The sequence below is a fragment of the Microbacterium sp. Y356 genome, assembly GCF_059445355.1.
The window spans coordinates 85,100-103,316 of record NZ_JCAIUE010000005.1; the positions used below are offsets into that span (position 1 = coordinate 85,100).

General features: G+C 64.8%; 16 protein-coding genes. All 16 read left to right on the top strand.

Annotated elements, in window-relative coordinates; all coding sequences use genetic code 11:
* Window positions 1–22: 22 nt before the first annotated feature.
* The 16 genes from AC1C2Q_RS18720 to AC1C2Q_RS18795 all read left to right on the top strand — a co-directional run bounded on the left by AC1C2Q_RS18720 (window position 23) and on the right by AC1C2Q_RS18795 (window position 18,179).
* Entirely contained in the window at window positions 23–1,966 is a 1,944-nt protein-coding gene (locus AC1C2Q_RS18720; RefSeq protein ID WP_495451346.1) for a primosomal protein N' family DNA-binding protein, read from the top strand.
* Between the two features lie 23 nt (window positions 1,967–1,989).
* The gene (locus AC1C2Q_RS18725; protein WP_495451348.1) at window positions 1,990–2,925 is read left to right on the top strand and encodes a methionyl-tRNA formyltransferase; all 936 of its coding nucleotides are present in this window, start codon (window positions 1,990–1,992) and stop codon (window positions 2,923–2,925) included.
* Window positions 2,922–4,358 carry an RsmB/NOP family class I SAM-dependent RNA methyltransferase gene (locus AC1C2Q_RS18730; protein WP_495451349.1) on the top strand — a complete coding sequence of 479 codons (1,437 nt, stop codon included), beginning with the start codon at window positions 2,922–2,924 and terminating at the stop codon, window positions 4,356–4,358. The genes AC1C2Q_RS18725 and AC1C2Q_RS18730 overlap by 4 nt, the downstream gene beginning before the upstream one ends.
* 4 nt (window positions 4,359–4,362) lie before the next feature.
* Complete coding sequence (rpe, locus tag AC1C2Q_RS18735) at window positions 4,363–5,043, top strand: ribulose-phosphate 3-epimerase (protein WP_495451351.1); 681 nt, start codon at window positions 4,363–4,365, stop codon at window positions 5,041–5,043.
* On the top strand, window positions 5,040–5,303 hold the full coding sequence (locus AC1C2Q_RS18740; RefSeq protein WP_495428942.1) for a phosphoribosyl-ATP diphosphatase: 264 nt from the start codon (window positions 5,040–5,042) through the stop codon (window positions 5,301–5,303). The genes rpe and AC1C2Q_RS18740 overlap by 4 nt, the downstream gene beginning before the upstream one ends.
* Before the next feature lie 37 nt (window positions 5,304–5,340).
* Window positions 5,341–6,180, top strand: a complete 840-nt coding sequence (gene hisG / locus AC1C2Q_RS18745) for an ATP phosphoribosyltransferase (RefSeq protein ID WP_495428943.1) — start codon at window positions 5,341–5,343, stop codon at window positions 6,178–6,180.
* Window positions 6,180–6,941: an imidazole glycerol phosphate synthase subunit HisF gene (gene hisF / locus AC1C2Q_RS18750; protein ID WP_495451352.1), complete on the top strand. Its 762-nt coding sequence runs from the start codon at window positions 6,180–6,182 to the stop codon at window positions 6,939–6,941. Before hisG ends, hisF begins: the two co-directional genes overlap by 1 nt.
* Window positions 6,938–7,321 (top strand): phosphoribosyl-AMP cyclohydrolase, encoded by a 384-nt coding sequence (gene hisI / locus AC1C2Q_RS18755; protein WP_495428947.1) that lies wholly within the window; start codon window positions 6,938–6,940, stop codon window positions 7,319–7,321. Before hisF ends, hisI begins: the two co-directional genes overlap by 4 nt.
* A 32-nt stretch (window positions 7,322–7,353) precedes the next feature.
* Entirely contained in the window at window positions 7,354–7,908 is a 555-nt protein-coding gene (locus AC1C2Q_RS18760) for a Trp biosynthesis-associated membrane protein (RefSeq protein ID WP_495451353.1), read from the top strand.
* Between the two features lie 47 nt (window positions 7,909–7,955).
* On the top strand, window positions 7,956–8,201 hold the full coding sequence (locus AC1C2Q_RS18765) for an HGxxPAAW family protein (protein WP_495451354.1): 246 nt from the start codon (window positions 7,956–7,958) through the stop codon (window positions 8,199–8,201).
* On the top strand, window positions 8,201–8,977 hold the full coding sequence (trpC, locus tag AC1C2Q_RS18770) for an indole-3-glycerol phosphate synthase TrpC (protein WP_495451356.1): 777 nt from the start codon (window positions 8,201–8,203) through the stop codon (window positions 8,975–8,977). The genes AC1C2Q_RS18765 and trpC overlap by 1 nt, the downstream gene beginning before the upstream one ends.
* Before the next feature lie 2 nt (window positions 8,978–8,979).
* Window positions 8,980–10,218 (top strand): tryptophan synthase subunit beta, encoded by a 1,239-nt coding sequence (gene trpB / locus AC1C2Q_RS18775; protein WP_495451357.1) that lies wholly within the window; start codon window positions 8,980–8,982, stop codon window positions 10,216–10,218.
* Complete coding sequence (gene trpA / locus AC1C2Q_RS18780) at window positions 10,215–11,018, top strand: tryptophan synthase subunit alpha (protein WP_495428955.1); 804 nt, start codon at window positions 10,215–10,217, stop codon at window positions 11,016–11,018. The genes trpB and trpA overlap by 4 nt, the downstream gene beginning before the upstream one ends.
* Window positions 11,019–11,028: 10 nt before the next feature.
* Window positions 11,029–12,051 carry a prolipoprotein diacylglyceryl transferase gene (gene lgt, locus AC1C2Q_RS18785; protein ID WP_495428956.1) on the top strand — a complete coding sequence of 341 codons (1,023 nt, stop codon included), beginning with the start codon at window positions 11,029–11,031 and terminating at the stop codon, window positions 12,049–12,051.
* Window positions 12,052–12,196: 145 nt separating this feature from the next.
* On the top strand, window positions 12,197–16,720 hold the full coding sequence (gene gltB / locus AC1C2Q_RS18790) for a glutamate synthase large subunit (protein WP_495451385.1): 4,524 nt from the start codon (window positions 12,197–12,199) through the stop codon (window positions 16,718–16,720).
* On the top strand, window positions 16,713–18,179 hold the full coding sequence (locus AC1C2Q_RS18795) for a glutamate synthase subunit beta (protein ID WP_495451358.1): 1,467 nt from the start codon (window positions 16,713–16,715) through the stop codon (window positions 18,177–18,179). Before gltB ends, AC1C2Q_RS18795 begins: the two co-directional genes overlap by 8 nt.
* The last annotated feature ends 38 nt before the right edge of the window (window positions 18,180–18,217 follow it).

Genomic DNA, 18,217 nt, shown 5'->3' on the forward strand with positions numbered 1-18,217 from the left:
TGCGCTTGCGCGGAGCGCGGCGATGAGCCGGCGCATCGCGCGGGTGCAGCTGGAATCTCCGCTTCCCCAGCTGGATCGACTGTTCGATTACGCGCTGCCGGACGAACTCGGTGATGTCCCTATCGGCGTGCGCGTGCGCGTGCCGCTGCGGACCGCAGGACGCCTCGTCGACGCCTATGTGATCGAGGTCGCCGAGGAAGACGACGCCGAGCGTCCGCTGTCCGCAGTCGAGACGGTCGTCTCTGAAGTATCAGTTCTGCCTGAGCGTCTTTACCGTCTCGCGCGCCGCACCGCTGATCGTGCGGCGGGCTCCGCATCCGACATCCTGCGCCTGGTCATCCCCAAGCGACAGGTGCGCGTCGAGAAGGCGTGGAAAGCGGATGCCGCGACTCCAGTGCCCACGGCCGAAGCTGCCGAACGCGCGAACGCGGTGATCGAGGAGTACGACGGGCTCGGCGCACTGCTCGATGATCGCCAGCGTGGTGCCGTCGAAGCTGTCCCTGGTATCCGCGACGGCGTGTCGCGGTGGACGGAGCTGCTCGCCGCTGCGGCGGCGCGCATGCTGGCGTCCGGGTCCTCCTCGATTCTCGTGGTGCCCGATCACCGTGACCTCGATCGACTGCTGGCGACGCTGGAGACGCTTCTGCCGAGCGAAGCCATCGTCCGACACGATTCGAGGCAAACCAACCCCGACCGCTATCGCGGGTTTTTGCGCACGCTGGAAGACGCTCCCTGTGTCGTCGTTGGCAACCGCTCGGCTGTGTACTCTCCGGTGCAGGCCGGCCTGGTGGCGATCTGGGACGATGGCGACTCGCTGCTGGGTGAACCGCTCGCACCCTACGTGCACGCGAGGGATGCCGCCCTTCTTCGCCAGGAGCAAGAGGGCTCTGCTCTGATCCTCGCCGGACACACCCGCACGACCGACGTCGAGCGGCTCGTGATCAGAGGGTGGCTGCAGGATGTCCGTGCCGGGCGCCGACTACTGCCGAAGGTGGTGCTGAGCACCTCGCAGGAGATGGAGGCACCCACTCAGCGTGTGCACTCCAGCGCGTTCAGGGCTGCGCGGAAGGCCACCGAGGACGGCCCGGTGCTCGTGCAGGTGTCCCGACCCGGTTTCTCACCGAGTCTGGTGTGTGCGCAGTGCCGTGCTCCTGCTCGCTGTGCGCCCTGCGGCGGACCTCTCGGTGCACGCCACCGCGGCGCTGTGCCGGTGTGCGCCTGGTGCGGGCGCTCTGCACGTGCGTGGACCTGCCCGTCATGCTCGTCCACTCAGTTGCGCCTCGCATCATCGGGGAGTGAGCGCACCGCCGATGAGCTCGGCCGTGCATTTCCAGGAGTGCGCGTGATCGTCGCTGACGGTGCGCACCCGGTCGAATCAGTCTCCGCGAAACCTGCGCTGGTCGTCGCGACCCGCGGCGCAGAGCCAGTGGCCGAGGGCGGCTACCGCGCTGTCGTGCTGTTGGACGGCCCGCGGATGCTGCAGGCCCCTGATCTGCGAATCGGCGAGTCTTGCCTGCGCTGGTGGTCCAATGCTGCGGCCCTCGCCGCGCCTGGGGCGCCAATTCACCTGGTCGGCGTTGATGGCCCGGTCGGACGAGCACTCGCCACCTGGAACCAGGCGGGCTACGCGCGTTCTGAACTGGAGGAGCGCACACCGCTGCACATGCCGCCCGCGACTCGAGTTGCCCTCGTCGAGGGTCTTCCCGAATCCGTCGGGCGCGCGCTCGATGCGCTGCGAGAGTTGCCGCTGCCCGCCGATGCCGTCCTCGGGCCGGTGCCGATCGAGACCGACGAAGGGCGCGTGCGCGCGCTGGTCCGCTTTGAATACGCCGCGGGTGGCACCGTTTCTGCAACCCTTCGCGCTGCTGTGGTGGCGGAGGCTGTCAAGCGACGGCGCCGGCGAGGGCAGAACAACACCCGCATCCCGCTATCGTTGCGCCTCGATATCCTCGATCCAGAGCTCTAACCCATTCCTTCCGGAGAACCTTTATGCGACTTGTTTTCGCCGGCACACCCGCCGCTGCCGTTCCCACCCTGCGCACGCTTGCGCTTTCACACGAGATCGTCGCGGTTGTCACGCGCCCTGATGCGCCGCTGGGGCGCAAGCGCGTGCTGACTCCCTCCGCGGTCGCGCAGGCTGCCACCGAGTTGGGATTGCCGATCATCAAGGCGGCCCGCCTCGACGATGAAGCGACCGGGCGGATCAGCGCGCTGCGTCCAGAGCTCGGTGTGATCGTGGCGTACGGCGGACTGGTTCGCGAGCCGCTGCTTTCCACACCAACTCATGGCTGGATTAACCTGCACTTCTCGTTGCTTCCGCAGTGGCGCGGTGCGGCGCCACTGCAACGTGCTCTGATTGCCGGAGATGCAGAGCTGGGAGTGAGCGTGTTCCAGCTCGTCGCCGCGCTGGATGCTGGCGACGTCTTCGCGGCGCGCACTGTGCCGCTGCTGCCTGATGCCGCCGCAGATTCTGCGCTTGACGTGCTCGCCCACGACGGCGCCGCCCTCACCGCCGAGGTCGTGGCGGGTATCGCGGCCGGCACGGCGACGGCGCGCCCGCAGGAGGGCGACGTCACGGTGGCGCCGAAGCTCACGCTCGACGACGGGCAGCTGGACTGGACTCTTCCTGTTGACGAGATCTACGCACGCTTTCGCGGCGTGACGCCCGAACCAGGAGCGCACACGACCTTCGGTGATCTTCGAGTCAAGATTCTCGCGGCGTCTCCCGCCGACGGTGTGGACGTGTCTGAGGCGGGTGTGCTTGAGCCCGGCGTCATCGCGGCGACGAAGCACTCGCTGTTGATCGGCACGGCGACAACGCCGCTCGAGGTCACTCGCGTACAGCCCGCAGGCAAGGGATCCATGAGCGCCACCGACTGGTGGCGCGGCGTCCGAGGCGACGACAGTCTGCGAGCCGGCGCATGAGCGGCGACCAGCGGCGCCCCGCACAGAATCGCCCCGCGCGCCCCGCGCAGAGTCGTCCAGTGCAGCCCGCCAGGCGGGTCGCCTATGACGTGCTGCGCGCGGTCAGTGAATCTGATGCTTACGCCAACCTGCTCCTGCCCTCAGCGATCGCCGAGGCAGGACTCAATACGCAAGATGCCGCCCTCGCGACCGAACTGACCTACGGGACTCTGCGGCGTCGCGGCACCTATGACGCAATCATCGCCTCTGCTGCGGGGCGCCCAGCCGATGAGATCGACGGTGCGGTGCTCGATGCGCTGCGACTTGCCACGCACCAACTGCTCGCCACGCGCGTTGCATCGCATGCCGCTGTCAACGAGTCGGTGAATCTGGTCGCGTCCACCCTCGGGCGTGGCCCGTCCAGCTTCACGAATGCGGTACTGAGACGGATCTCCCGCGACACGCCAGGACAGTGGGAGGAACTTATCGAGCAGGAAGCCCGCTCGGACGATGAGCGTCTCGGACTGCGCACCGCGCATCCGGTCTGGATCATCCGTGCGATGCGTCGTGCTCTTGCAGCTCAGGGACGCGCCGATGAACTCGAGGCTCTGCTCGACGCGGACAACGTCTCGCCCGAAGTCACACTCGTCGCGCTGCCCGGCCTCGCCGAGCGCGGCGCTCCGGCAAAGCCTTATGCGGCAACGGCGTACGGCTCGCCAGGCGGCGACCCGCAGAAGATTATGGCTGCCGCAGGCGGCACGGTACGCGTTCAAGATGAGGGATCGCAGCTGGTCGCGCTGGCGCTGACTGCGGCCAAGCCGATCGCGGCGGGGGAGCTATGGCTGGATCTGTGCGCAGGTCCCGGCGGCAAGACCGCGCTGCTGGCCGCGATCGCACGTCAGCACGACGTGACGCTCGAGGCCAACGAGGTGATCCACGCTCGCGCCGGGCTCGTGCGCAGAGCGCTGAAGGCCGTGCCGGGCGACATCACCGTCCATGAACAGGATGGGCGCGAGCTCACGGCCGCGAACCCTGGCCGATTCGACCGTATCCTCGTGGATGCGCCGTGCACCGGCCTCGGCGCTCTCCGTCGGCGACCAGAGGCGCGATGGCGCAAGACCCCTGCAGACGTCGCAGCGCTCGTGCCCCTGCAGGAGGAGTTGCTTGCCGGGGCCCTCGATGCGCTCGCGCCTGGTGGCATCGTCGCCTACGTGACGTGCTCGCCTCACCTCGCCGAGACGTCGGGTGTGGTGGCGGAAGTGCTGCGCAGCCGCGACGACATCGTCGAGCTGGATGCCAAAGCCGTGATGACCCAGATCGCACAGAGCCCCATCGATCTGGGCTCGAACGATTCCGGTCACGTGCAACTCTGGCCACATCGACACAACACCGACGCGATGTTCCTCGCGCTGTTGCAGCGCACGGACCGTCAGAACACTGAGAACGGAGAATGACCAGATGAGCCTTCCCAGCGCTCCACGCATCAATCCCAGCATCCTCTCCGCCGATTTCGTCAACATGCAGGCAGATCTCGCCCGCATCGCGACCGCAGATTTCGCGCATGTCGACGTCATGGACAACCACTTCGTGCCGAACCTGACGTTCGGACCTCAGATGGTGGAGCGCATTCAGGCCACGAGTCCCGTGCCGCTCGACGTGCACCTGATGATCGACGATCCTGATCGGTGGGCGCCCGGCTATGCCGAACTCGGAGCTGCCAGCGTCACCTTCCACCTCGAGGCCGCAGCCGAACCGGTGGCGCTCGCACGGCGCCTGCGCGACATCGGTTCCCGCGCGGGCATCGCCATCAAGCCCGGTACTTCCGGCGACAGCCTGTATGAGATCCTCGACGAGTTCGATCAGATCCTCGTGATGACGGTGGAGCCCGGCTTCGGGGGACAGGGGTTCATGACCGAGACGATGCCGAAGCTGAGCGCGCTGGTCGCCGAGGCCAGACGTCGTGGCTCCAACGTCTGGATCCAGGTGGATGGCGGCATCTCCGACGACACGATCGCCCAGGCTGCACAGGCTGGTGCCGACACATTCGTCGCCGGATCTGCTGTATACGGTGCGGTGAACATCGAAGCTGCCATCAGCGGGCTTCGAGAGCGCGCGCGAGCCGCTAGCCTTGAAGCGTGAAGACTTTCGACGAGCTGTTCGCTGAGCTCAGCGTCAAGGCCGAGACCCGCCCTGCCGGTTCCGGCACCGTCGCCGAGCTCGACGGCGGAGTGCACACGATCGGCAAGAAGATCGTCGAGGAAGCTGCCGAAGTATGGATGGCATCCGAGTACGAATCAGACGACGAGGCCGCAGAGGAGATCTCGCAGCTGCTCTACCACGTGCAGGTGATGATGATCGCGAAGGGGTTGAGCCTCGAAGATGTCTACCGACATCTCTGACCTGCTCCGTCCCTCTCCTCTGATCTGAAAGTTCCCCATGCTTCGTATTGCTGTTCCCAACAAGGGCTCGCTCGCCGAGACCGCTGCCGAGATGCTCGCTGAGGCCGGTTACTCCGGTCGTCGAGACTCCAAGACCCTGCACGTCGTTGACGCGCCGAACGACGTCGAGTTCTTCTTCCTTCGTCCACGCGACATCGCCACATATGTGGAATCCGGCGCGCTTGATGTCGGAATCACCGGGCGCGACCTCCTGCGCGATGTTCCCCAGCAGGCACGTGAGATTCAGGCGCTCGGCTTCGCCCACTCCACGTTCCGCTTTGCCGCCCCTGCCGGAAAGTTCTCCTCGATCGAGGATCTGGCTGGCGTCCGCATCGCATCCGCTTACCCCGGCCTCGTGGACGCATTCCTGCGTGAGCACGGCGTCGAGGCGACTCTTGTGCCGCTCGACGGCGCGGTCGAATCAGCCGTTCAACTCGGCGTCGCCGACGCAATCGCAGATGTCGTCGAGACCGGGACCACGCTCCGCCAGGCCGGTCTGGAGATCTTCGGCCCCGTCATCATCGAATCCGAGGCAGTGCTCATCAGCCGGCCAGGCGATGCCGAGGGCACCGACAGGCTGCTGCGGCGCCTGCGCGGAGTGATCGTCGCGCGTCGCTATGTGCTGCTTGATTACGATCTTCCTGCCGAACTGCTCGACCAGGCCGCTGCGATCGCCTCTGGCCGCGAGTCGCCGACCATCTCGCCGCTGCAGGATCCGAAGTGGATCGCCGTGCGCGTGATGCTGCCGCGAAAGGGAATCAACCAGGTGATGGACGACCTCTACGCGCTCGGCGCTCGGGCGCTGCTGGTCACCGCCATCCACGCTGCGAGGCTCTGATGACGCTCACCAGTCGCGTCATCCCATGCCTTGATGTCGCTGCTGGCCGCGTCGTCAAGGGCGTGAACTTCGAGAACTTGCGCGACATGGGTGACCCTGTCGAACTTGCGGCGCACTATGCCGCGCAGGGTGCCGATGAGATCACTTTCCTTGACGTCACCGCCACTGTCGATGACCGCGCCACTACTTACGATGTCGTGCAGCGCACGGCCGAGCAGGTGTTCGTACCGCTCACCGTCGGAGGCGGCGTACGCAGCGCGGACGATGTCGCGCGCCTGCAAGGCGTCGGTGCAGACAAGGTCGGAGTGAACTCCGCAGCGATCGCGCGTCCCGACCTGATCGGCGAGATCGCTGACCGCTTCGGTGCACAGGTTCTCGTACTCTCACTGGACATCAAGCGCGCACCCACGACGCCGTCCGGCTTCGTGGTGACCACGCACGGCGGACGCACGGCGACCACGCTGGACGCACTCGATTGGGCACGCGAAGCGATCGAACGCGGTGCCGGAGAGCTTCTCGTGAACTCGATTGACGCCGACGGTACTCGAGATGGTTTCGACCTGGAACTGGTGCGTCTCATGCGTGAAGTGTCATCAGTGCCGGTGATCGCCTCGGGCGGCGCAGGTGCGGTCACCGACTTCGCGCCCGCGATCAAAGCAGGAGCCGATGCCGTGCTCGCCGCGAGTGTGTTCCACTCCGGTGCGCTGACGGTGGGGGATGTGAAGGTCGCCATGCGCGCCGAAGGGATTTTGGTTCGATGAGCGATCTCGAAACTCGCATCGCACAGGTCGACTGGAACGCCGATGGGCTTGTTCCGGCAATCGTGCAGCAGTGGGACACCCATGAGGTGCTGATGCTCGCATGGCTGGATGCTGAGGCGCTGCGTCGCACGCTGACCAGCGGTCGCGTCACCTACTGGTCTCGCTCACGCCAGGAGTACTGGCGAAAGGGCGACACCTCCGGCAATGTGCAGCACATCCACGAAGCTCGACTCGACTGCGACGGCGATGCCGTTCTGCTGCTCGTCGATCAGCAGGGTCCTGCCTGTCACACCGGCACGCGTACGTGTTTTGATGCAGCCGATCTCGAAGCCGTCGACGGACTGTCTGCGGAGCGGACGGAATCAGGCGGCGCGGAATGAGTTTCGTCCGCAGGGGCCGAAGCATGTCCGTCATGGGCCTTCTGCTCGCAGGAGGAATCGGCATCATTTCCTCCACGCAGACTTGGTTGACGGTCGATCGAGCGGATGCCGGTGAGCCGATTTTCGTGCCGGGAGCGGATGCAATCGCGCTGCTCGCCCCATTGAGCCTCGCTGTGCTCGCGCTCGGCGCCGCACTCGCGATCGTCGGCCTCGTGTTGCGCTACATCTTCGCGGCGCTGGCGCTTGTGACGGGTGGCCTGCTCGCTTGGTGGACCGCTGAGATTCTCATCAGCATGCCTGTTTCCGCGGTCGCACCGACTGTGACCGAGACCACGGGGCTTGCGGGAGGAACAGCGGTCGTTGATCTGATCGAGACGATCACGCCATCGGCCTGGCCTGTGCTCGCCCTGATCGGCTGGGTGCTGCTGATTGTGACATCCGTGTTCGTGCTCCTGACGGCGAACCGATGGAAGACCGGCGGCAAACGCTTTCGCACGGATGCCCAGTCGCATGAGGATGCTGACGGCGCAGTCGACGCGATCGATTCTTGGGATGACCTGTCGCGTGGCACGGACCCCACGCGGTGACCCGGATAGACTGAACGTGAAACACCACGACTGCTTCGGAGGAGAACATGACCAACCCCATCGCTGACCCCGGCCACGGACACTCGCCTGCGGCTTGGACCGCCGTGGTGGTCATGCTGTTCGGCTTCACGCTGGGCACCGTGGCGTTCTGCCTCTCGGAGTTCAGCCCGATCTGGACCCCCATCCTGTGGGTCTCCGTCGGCATCATCGTCGTTGGTCTGCTGCTCGGCTGGATTTTGGCGAAGGCCGGCTACGGCGTCAACGGATCCAAGTACACGCCGAAGGCCCACTAGTGGTCCTCGCCGACCTGACGGCCGGCGCAGTCGAGGATGCCGAGCGCCGCGCACAGTCGCGTCCGCTCGCAGAGGTCGAGAAGGCCGCTCTCGAGCGCCCCGCAGCCAAGGATGCCCTCGCAGCTCTCGCGCCCGCCGCACGGGTGAAGATCATCGCCGAAGTGAAGCGCGCTAGTCCTTCTCGCGGCGCGCTTGCTGACATTCCCGATCCGGCACACCAGGCTTCGCAGTATGAGCTCGGTGGTGCATCCGCGATCAGCGTGCTGACCGAGGAACGGCGATTCGGCGGCAGCCTCGCGGACCTTGAGGCGGTCACCTCCCGAGTTTCCCTCCCCGTGCTGCGTAAAGATTTCATCGCGACGCCGTACCAAGTGCTCGAGGCTCGGGCCGCCGGAGCAGACCTTGCTCTGCTAATCGTTGCTGGCCTTGAGCCCAAGGTTTTGCACGAGCTGTTCGCGTTGATTACCGAATTGGGCATGACGCCGTTGGTGGAGACGCACTCGGCAGAGGAGCTGGAGGCCGCAATCGACCTCGGAGCTTCTCTCATCGGAGTCAACGCGCGCAACCTGAAGACCCTTGAACTTGATCGTGATCTGTTCGGCCGACTTGTCGATCGGATCCCTGCTGGTGCGGTGAAGATCGCGGAATCCGCCGTCCTTACACCGGCCGATGTCGCGCACTACCGCTCTGCGGGCGCCGATGTCGTTTTGATTGGCGAAGCACTGGTTACCGGTGATCCGGTCGCCACGCTGAAGAGCTTTCTGGAGGTGGGATGAGGATGAGTCTGCGCGATCAGCCGGGGCCGTTCTTCGGCGAATTTGGCGGACGTTACATGCCGGAGTCGCTGATTGCGGCGATCGACGAGCTCACGGTGGCCTATGAGCAGGCCATCGCTGATCCGGAATTCCGTGCTGAACTCGCACGCCTGCTCAGCTCGTATGCCGGGCGCCCGTCTGCGCTCACCGAAGTCAAGCGCTTCGCGGCACATGCCGGCGGAGCACGCGTGTTCCTCAAGCGTGAAGACCTCAATCACACTGGCAGCCACAAGATCAACAATGTCCTCGGCCAGGCGCTGCTCACCCAGCGCCTCGGCAAGACCCGAGTGATCGCCGAGACCGGCGCCGGTCAGCATGGCGTCGCCACGGCGACGGCTGCTGCGCTGTTCGGCTTGGACTGCACCATCTACATGGGCGAGGTCGACACCGAGCGCCAAGCGTTGAACGTCGCGCGCATGCGACTGCTGGGCGCCGAGGTGATTTCGGTCACCACAGGCTCACGCACCCTGAAGGACGCGATCAACGAGGCGTACCGTGACTGGGTTGCCTCGGTCGAGACGACCAACTACATCTTCGGAACCGCGGCCGGTCCGCATCCGTTCCCCGCGATGGTGCGCGACTTCCAGAAGATCATCGGCGAAGAGGCCCGTCAGCAACTGCTCGACGAGACCGGCCGCCTGCCGGATGTTGTCGTGGCATGCGTGGGCGGTGGCTCCAACGCGATCGGCATGTTCGATGCCTTCCTCGACGACGCAGAGGTCAAGCTCTACGGTGTGGAGGCAGCTGGCGACGGCGTCGACACAAACAAGCACGCAGCATCCATCGAACGCGGACGCCCCGGCGTACTGCATGGTGCGAGAACCTACGTGCTGCAGGACGAAGATGGCCAGACCGTCGAGTCGCACTCAATCTCTGCCGGCCTCGACTATCCCGGCGTGGGTCCCGAACACTCCTGGCTCGCTGACATCGGTCGGGCAGAGTACATTCCTGCCACCGACGACGAGGCCATGCAGGCGTTGCGACTACTGACCCGCACCGAGGGAATCATTCCCGCCATCGAGTCAGCGCACGCCCTGGCGGGTGCGCTGCGCATCGGTCAGGAGCTCGGGCCGGATGCCCTCATCGCAGTGTGTCTGTCTGGCCGCGGCGACAAAGACATGGACACCGCGGCACATTACTTCGAGCTGTATGACAAGCCAGCTGCAGACGCGCTGGCCGCGGATGAGGAGACATCGCGATGAGCCGCGTCGAGGCTGCTATTCAGAAGGCGCACGATGCGGGCCGCGGTGCCTTCATCGGCTACCTGCCCGTCGGATTCCCAGACCTGGACACCAGCATCCAGGCCGCCATCACTCTTGCCCGCAATGGTGTTGATGTCATCGAACTCGGACCGCCTTACAGCGACCCGGTGATGGATGGTCTGGTCATCCAGGAGGCTACGCAGACGGCTCTCGCCGCAGGTTTCAAAACCCGGGATCTCTTCACGGCGATCAAGGCGATCACGGCCGCGACTGATGTTCCCGTCGTCGTGATGACCTACTGGAACCCTGTGATGCAGTACGGCGTTGATCGCTACGCCGACGATCTGCTCGCCGCCGGTGGCGCGGGTCTCATCACCCCAGACATCACGCCCGAAGCGGCAGGGGAGTGGATCGCAGCCAGCGAGCGCACCGGTCTCGATCGCATTTTCCTCGCCGCACCCACGTCAACCGACGAGCGTCTCGACCTCGTCGTGAAATCGTCCACAGGTTTTATCTACACGGTGTCCACCATGGGCATCACGGGCGAGCGCGCCGAACTCGACCAGGCAGCACGCACCCTCGTCGCGCGACTTCGCGCACACGGCGCGACCCGCGCCTGCGTCGGCATCGGGATCTCCAGCGCCGAGCAGATCGCCAGTATCGTCGACTACGCCGACGGAGCCATTGTCGGAACGGCGCTGGTCCGAGCGCTCCGTGACGGGGGCCTTGACGCTCTCGCCGACGTCACCAAATCCCTTGCTGCTGGCACGTCGTCTGCAGTCACCTCACACGAGAACTAGAATCGCACTCATGTCCCTCGCGCTCCACACCGCCGTCACTGGCGTGCTCACCAGCATCCCGAGTCCTGCGGTCAGCTACATCGACCTCGGCCCTCTGCGGATCCACTTCTACGCGCTCTGCATCATCGCGGGCATCGTTGTGGCCACGTTGATGACAAACCGTCGTCTCACAAAGCGTGGGGCTGAGCCCTGGGTCGTTATCGACATCGCCATTCTTGCGGTGCCGCTCGCGATTATCGGCGCGCGAATCTTCCACGTGCTCACCCACCCGAACTTCTACTTCGGCGAGGGCAAGAACACTTGGAACCCCTTTGAACCCGGCTCTGTCTGGGCGATCTGGGAGGGTGGCATCGCCATCTTCGGCGCGCTCCTCGGTGGCGCAGTCGGTGCGTACCTCGGCTGCAAGTGGACCGGTATCCGGTTCTGGACTTTCGCAGACGCGCTCGCTCCGGGCCTGCTGCTCGCACAGGCGATGGGCCGGTTCGGCAACTGGTTCAACCACGAGCTCTTCGGTCTGCCGACTGACCTGCCTTGGGGCCTCGAGATCGAGTCCGACAACGTCGCATTCCCCCCTGGACTTGCCGAGGGCACGCTCTTTCATCCCACCTTCCTCTATGAAGTCGTCTGGAACGTGCTCGGCGTGCTGTTCCTGCTCTGGATCGGGCGTCGCCTGAACCTCCAGTGGGGCAAGGTCTTCGCCATCTACCTGATCTGGTACAGCGCAGGCCGAATCGTATGGGAGTCGATCCGCATCGACCCCAGTGAGATTATTCTGGGTCTGCGCAGCAACGTGTGGGCAGCGATCATTGGCGTCGTCGTCGGCATTGCGATCCTCATCGTTCAGAGTCGCCGTCACACCGGACGTGAGGCGACACCTTACGCGCCGGGCCGTGCGCGGAAGGATACTGACGCTGTTGTAGAATCGCAGAACAATCTCGATGAATTCGTCGACGTGAGCGAGCCTCCGGTCGACGTCATCGCTGGAGCCACCGCCACAAGCACCGCTCCCACGAGCGAAGACAGCTCCCGATAGAAGCCTCACTCGCCGAGTAAGGAACTCACTGCACTGAACGAGCGGGCCGACGTCGTCCCCGGTGTCACATGATTATCTGAGGACGGTACTCGTGTACTTCCAACCTCCCTACGGCGCATCCGGCGCTTACCCACCGAAGCAGGGAATGTACAACCCGGCATTCGAAAAGGATGCCTGTGGCCTCGCCATGGTCGCAACGCTCCGCGGTACTGCGGGGCACGACATCATCCAGCTTGCTCTGCAAGCGCTGCGCAACCTCGAGCACCGAGGCGCTATCGGTTCCGACTCCGGAACGGGCGACGGTGCAGGCATCCTCACTCAGATGCCAGACGACTTCCTCCGCGAAGTCACCGACTTCGGTCTTCCCGCTGCTGGCGAATACGCCGCCGGGCTCGCCTTCCTGCCGTTGCAGGCAGGGGAGCGTCGTGCCCAGAAGGCAGGCGTTGAGAAGATCGCACGCGAAGAGGGCCTGACGGTTCTTGGTTGGCGAGTGGTCCCCACCGCGAATCAGAATCTCGGCAAGCTCGCCGATGAGGCTCGGCCGGCGTTCGAACAGCTTTTCGTGGCATCCCCTGAGGCGTCAGGCGACAGCGCACGTCTCTCCGGTATCGCGTTGGATCGTGTGGCGTACAGGCTGCGCAAGCGCGCGGGCCACGAGGTCGGCGCATACTTCGTTTCGCTCTCGAGTCGCACGCTCGGCTACAAAGGCATGGTCACCACGCTCCAGCTGGAGCCGTTCTACCCTGATCTGCAGGACGAGCGCTTCACCTCCGAGCTCGCCGTCGTGCACTCCCGGTACTCCACCAACACCTTCCCGTCGTGGCCGCTGGCGCAGCCGCTGCGGATGCTGGCTCACAACGGCGAGATCAACACCGTCGGCGGCAACCGCAACTGGATGCGGGCCCGTCAGTCACAGCTCGAGTCCGAGTTGCTCGGCGATGTGCGCCCACTGTTGCCGATCTGCACGCCAGGGGCGAGCGATTCCGCATCCTTCGATGAAGTTCTCGAACTGTTGACGCTTACCGGTCGCAGCCTGCCGCACGCGATCATGATGATGGTGCCTGAAGCCTACGAGAAGCAGGCCGACATCTCGCCCGAGCTTCGCTCCTTCTACGAGTACCACTCCAACCACATGGAGCCGTGGGACGGCCCTGCCGCCCTCATCTTCACCGACGGCGCGCTCGTCGGCGCCACTCTCGACCGCAATGGGCTGCGCCCCGGTCGGTGGACCGAGACCACCGATGGTCTGGTCGTCATCGGTTCGGAGACCGGCGTGCTGGAGTTTGACGCCGAGCGAATCAAGCGTCGTGGACGGCTGCAACCAGGCAAGATGTTCCTCGTCGACACCGAGGCCGGCCGCATCGTTGAAGACGATGAGATCAAGCAGGACCTCGCCACCATGCACCCGTGGCAGGACTGGCTCGACGAAGGCGCCGTCCGCCTCGCCGATCTGCCTGAACGCGAGCACATCGTGCATCCGCCTGCATCCATCACCCGCCGTCAGCGCACCTTCGGCTACACCGAGGAAGAAGTGCGCATTCTGCTCATGCCTATGGGGCAGAACGGTGCCGAACCACTCGGCGCCATGGGCTCTGACACTCCGATCGCCGTCCTAAGCAAGCGTCCGCGCATGCTGTTCGACTACTTCACGCAGCAGTTCGCGCAGGTGACGAACCCGCCCCTGGACTCGATCCGTGAAGAGGTCGTCACAAGCCTCAAGCTCGGTCTGGGACCAGAGCGGAACCTGCTCAGCTGGGGGCCGGAGCACACCCGCACGGTGACGCTCGACTTCCCGGTCATCGACAATGATGAGCTGGCCAAGATCCGTCACATCGATAAGGCGCTGTCTGATCGATCCACCGTCACGATCAGTGGGCTCTACCACTTCGATGCCGGTGACCACACCATGCAGGAGCGCCTGGATGAGATGTGCGGGGAGGTTGACGAGGCGATCGCGAACGGCGCGGAGTTCATCATCCTCTCGGATCGCGACTCCAACAAAGACCTGGTGCCGATCCCATCGCTGCTTATGGTTTCGGCGATTCACCATCATCTGATCCGTCGTGAGAACCGCATGAAGGTCGGGCTCATCGTCGAGGCAGGCGATGTACGCGAGGTCCACCACGTGGCCACGCTCATCGGTTACGGCGCCTCCGCAGTGAACCCGTATCTCGCCATGGAGACGGTGGAGCACCTGGTGCGTACCGGGTTCATCACCGGAATCACGCCAGAGACGGCCGTCCGCAACCTGATCTACGCGCTCGGCAAGGGCGTGTTGAAGATCATGTCGAAGATGGGGATCTCGACCGTGTCGTCGTACGCCGGTGCACAGGTGTTCGAGGCCGTGGGCCTCAGCCAGACGCTCATCGACGCGTACTTCACCGGCACTGAGAGCAAGCTCGGCGGCATCGGCATCGAAGAGGTGTTCGCGGAGAACCAGGCGCGTCACGACTACGCCTACCCAGAGGATGCCGCGGCACGTGCCCACGAGCGTCTGTGGACCGGCGGCGAGTATCAGTGGCGCCGTGATAGTGCACCGCACTTGTTCAACCCGGAGACGGTGTTCAAGCTGCAGCACTCGACGCGCAACCGTCGCTATGACATCTTCCGCGAGTACACCAAGCTTGTGGACGATCAGGCGGCCGAACTGAAGACGCTGCGCGGGCTGTTCAAGTTCCGCACGCAGGGGCGCCCGGCCGTGCCGCTTGACGAAGTCGAGTCAGTCAGCGCGATTGTGAAGCGTTTTTCCACCGGGGCAATGAGCTACGGCTCGATCTCCCGTGAAGCGCACGAGACACTGGCGATCGCGATGAACCGCATCGGCGGCAAGTCGAACACGGGTGAGGGCGGCGAGGATGTCGACCGTCTGCTGGACCCAGAGCGTCGCAGCTCGATCAAGCAGGTGGCATCCGGTCGTTTCGGAGTGACGAGTCTCTACCTGACGCAGGCGGATGACATTCAGATCAAGCTCGCGCAGGGTGCCAAGCCCGGTGAGGGCGGCCAGCTGCCACCGACCAAGGTGTACCCCTGGATCGCGCGCACACGCCATGCCACCGCAGGTGTCGGACTCATCTCGCCGCCGCCGCACCACGACATCTATTCGATTGAAGACCTCAAGCAGCTCATCTTCGATCTGAAGCGCGCCAACCCGGAGGCTCGCATTCACACCAAACTGGTGAGCCAGTCTGGCATCGGCGCAGTCTCTGCCGGTGTCGCGAAGGCTCTCAGCGATGTCATCCTGGTGTCCGGACATGACGGGGGAACGGGCGCGAGCCCGCTGAACTCGCTCAAGCATGCGGGAACGCCGTGGGAGCTCGGACTTGCTGAGACGCAACAGACGCTCATGCTCAACGGCATGCGCGACCGCGTGGTCGTGCAGGTCGACGGCCAGCTCAAGACTGGCCGTGACGTGATCATCGGTGCACTGCTCGGCGCGGAAGAATTCGGATTCGCCACGGCTCCGCTCGTCGTCAGCGGATGCATCATGATGCGCGTGTGCCACCTTGACACCTGTCCAGTCGGCGTCGCAACGCAGAACCCCGCGCTGCGCGAGCGCTTCAACGGGAAGCCTGAGTTCGTCGTCAACTTCATGGAGTTCATCGCGGAAGAGGTGCGCGAGATTCTCGCGGAGCTCGGGTTCCGCTCGCTGGACGAGATCATCGGCCGTGCCGACCTCATCGAGGCAAACGCCGCGATCGAGCATTGGAAGGCTGACGGTCTCGACCTGTCGCCTGTGCTCGAAGGCCCGGTGTTCCCCTCATCTGAGCCTCGTCGCAGCGCACGCGCGCAGGAGCATGAGCTCGACAAGCACTTCGATGTGCAGCTGATCGAGATGGCACAGGAGTCGCTGACCGACGGGGCACCCACCGTCATCGAACTGCCGATCCGCAACACGGAGCGCGCTGTGGGAACCATGCTCGGCCACGAGGTTACCGTTCGCTTCGGCGCCGATGGCCTTGCTCGCGGGACGATCGATGTGACGCTGCACGGGACGGCAGGGCAATCTCTCGGGGCGTTCATGCCGTCGGGGATCTCTCTGCGGCTTGAAGGCGACGCCAATGACTACGTCGGCAAGGGGCTGTCCGGTGGCGACATCGTTGTTCGTCCCTCTCGCGGCGCGCGTATCGCGCCCCACGAGAATGTGATCGCTGGCAACGTCATCGGTTATGGTGCGACATCGGGCTCGATGTTCATCTCTGGTGTCGTCGGCGAACGATTCCTCGTGCGCAACTCCGGGGCCACCGCCGTTGTCGAAGGCGTCGGAGACCATGCCCTGGAGTACATGACGGGTGGTCTCGCGGTGATTCTCGGAAAGACCGGCCGAAACCTTGGTGCCGGGATGTCAGGCGGCGTCGCATATGTGCACGCGTTGTCGACTGAGAAGGTCAACCAGCAGTCCCGCGAGAGCGGTGAGCTACGGCTGGAAACCCTGGATCGCGCTGATCTCGAGGTGCTGCGCAGCCTGCTCATCGAGCATGCCGAGCGCACCGATTCTCCTTTGGCCAGTCGAATGCTGGAGAACTTCGAGACCGTGGCATCCGAGTTCGTAAAGGTGCTGCCGCGTGATTTCGCGGCCGTACAGACAATGCGTCAGGAGGCGGAGGCAGCCGGCATCGACCCGGATGGCGACGTCATCTGGAGCCGGATCCTGGAGGTGACCGGTGGCTGATCCCAAGGGCTTTCTGAAGGTGACGGAGCGGGAGCTGCCCGCTCGCCGTCCCGTTCCCGTTCGCATCATGGACTGGAAAGAGGTCTATGAGCCGGGCGATAAAGCAGTGCTGCGCCGTCAAGCCGGCCGCTGCATGGATTGTGGCGTGCCGTTCTGCCACTCCGGCTGCCCGCTCGGCAACCTCATCCCTGAGTGGAACGATCTGACCTGGCGCGGTGAGGATCGCTCAGCGATCGAGCGCCTGCATGCGACGAACAACTTCCCGGAGTTCACCGGTCGGCTGTGCCCGGCGCCGTGCGAGAGCGCCTGCGTGCTGGGCATCAACCAGCCCGCAGTGACGATCAAGCAGGTCGAGGTCTCGATCATCGACGAGGCGTTCACGAAGGGCTGGGTCGAAGCGCAGCCACCTGAGCGACTGACTGGGAAGACCGTAGCCGTTGTCGGCTCCGGACCCGCAGGTCTCGCCGCGGCTCAGCAGCTCACCCGTGCAGGCCACACGGTTGCCGTGTTCGAGCGCGATGACCGCATCGGCGGACTCCTGCGCTACGGCATCCCGGACTTCAAGATGGAGAAAAGCCACGTGGAGTTGCGGCTCCGTCAGATGCAGGAGGAAGGCACGCGTTTTCGTGCTGGAGTCGAGATTGGCAAGGACATCAGTTGGGCCGATCTGCGCGCGCGGTACGACGCCGTTGTGATCGCAACTGGCTCCACCGTGCCGCGCGACCTGGCAATCCCTGGTCGCGATCTTGACGGCGTGCACTTCGCGATGGAGTACCTCGTCGAGTCGAACCACGCTGTTGCCGGTGATGCTGTGCACAACCAGATCACTGCTGAAGGCAAGCACGTGATCGTCATCGGTGGTGGAGACACAGGCGCCGACTGCATCGGTACCGCACACCGCCAGGGCGCTCTGAGTGTGACCAACCTCGCGATCGGCACGCAGCCTGGTGCCGATCGGCCCGAGCATCAGCCCTGGCCGATGATGCCGACGCTGTTCGAGGTGTCGTCCGCGCATGAGGAGGGCGGAGAGCGTCACTATCTGGCATCCACCGTTGAATTCCTCCCCAACAACGCGGGTGAGGTGCGCGCGCTGCGGGTCGCCGAGACCGAGTACGTGGACGGACGCCGTGTGCCCAAGAGCGGCACTGAGCGAGAGATCCCAGCCGATTTGATTCTGATCGCAATGGGCTTCACCGGACCGGAGCAGGACGGCTTCACGGCAGAGACGCTCCCGCAGGTGACCGACCGTGGCGCATTCCAGCGCGATGATGCATACGAGTCGACGATTTCGGGAGTTTTCGTCGCGGGTGACGCCGGGCGCGGACAATCGCTGATCGTGTGGGCGATCGCGGAGGGCCGTGCGGCCGCCGCGAGCGTCGACCGTTTCCTGATGGGGGAGTCGGTGCTTCCTGCACCAGTTCGTCCCAATGATGTCGCGATCGGCCTGCAGCCCGCGTAGGCTGGCAGAGGCAACGTCGCCAGTTCTGTTTCCCCCAC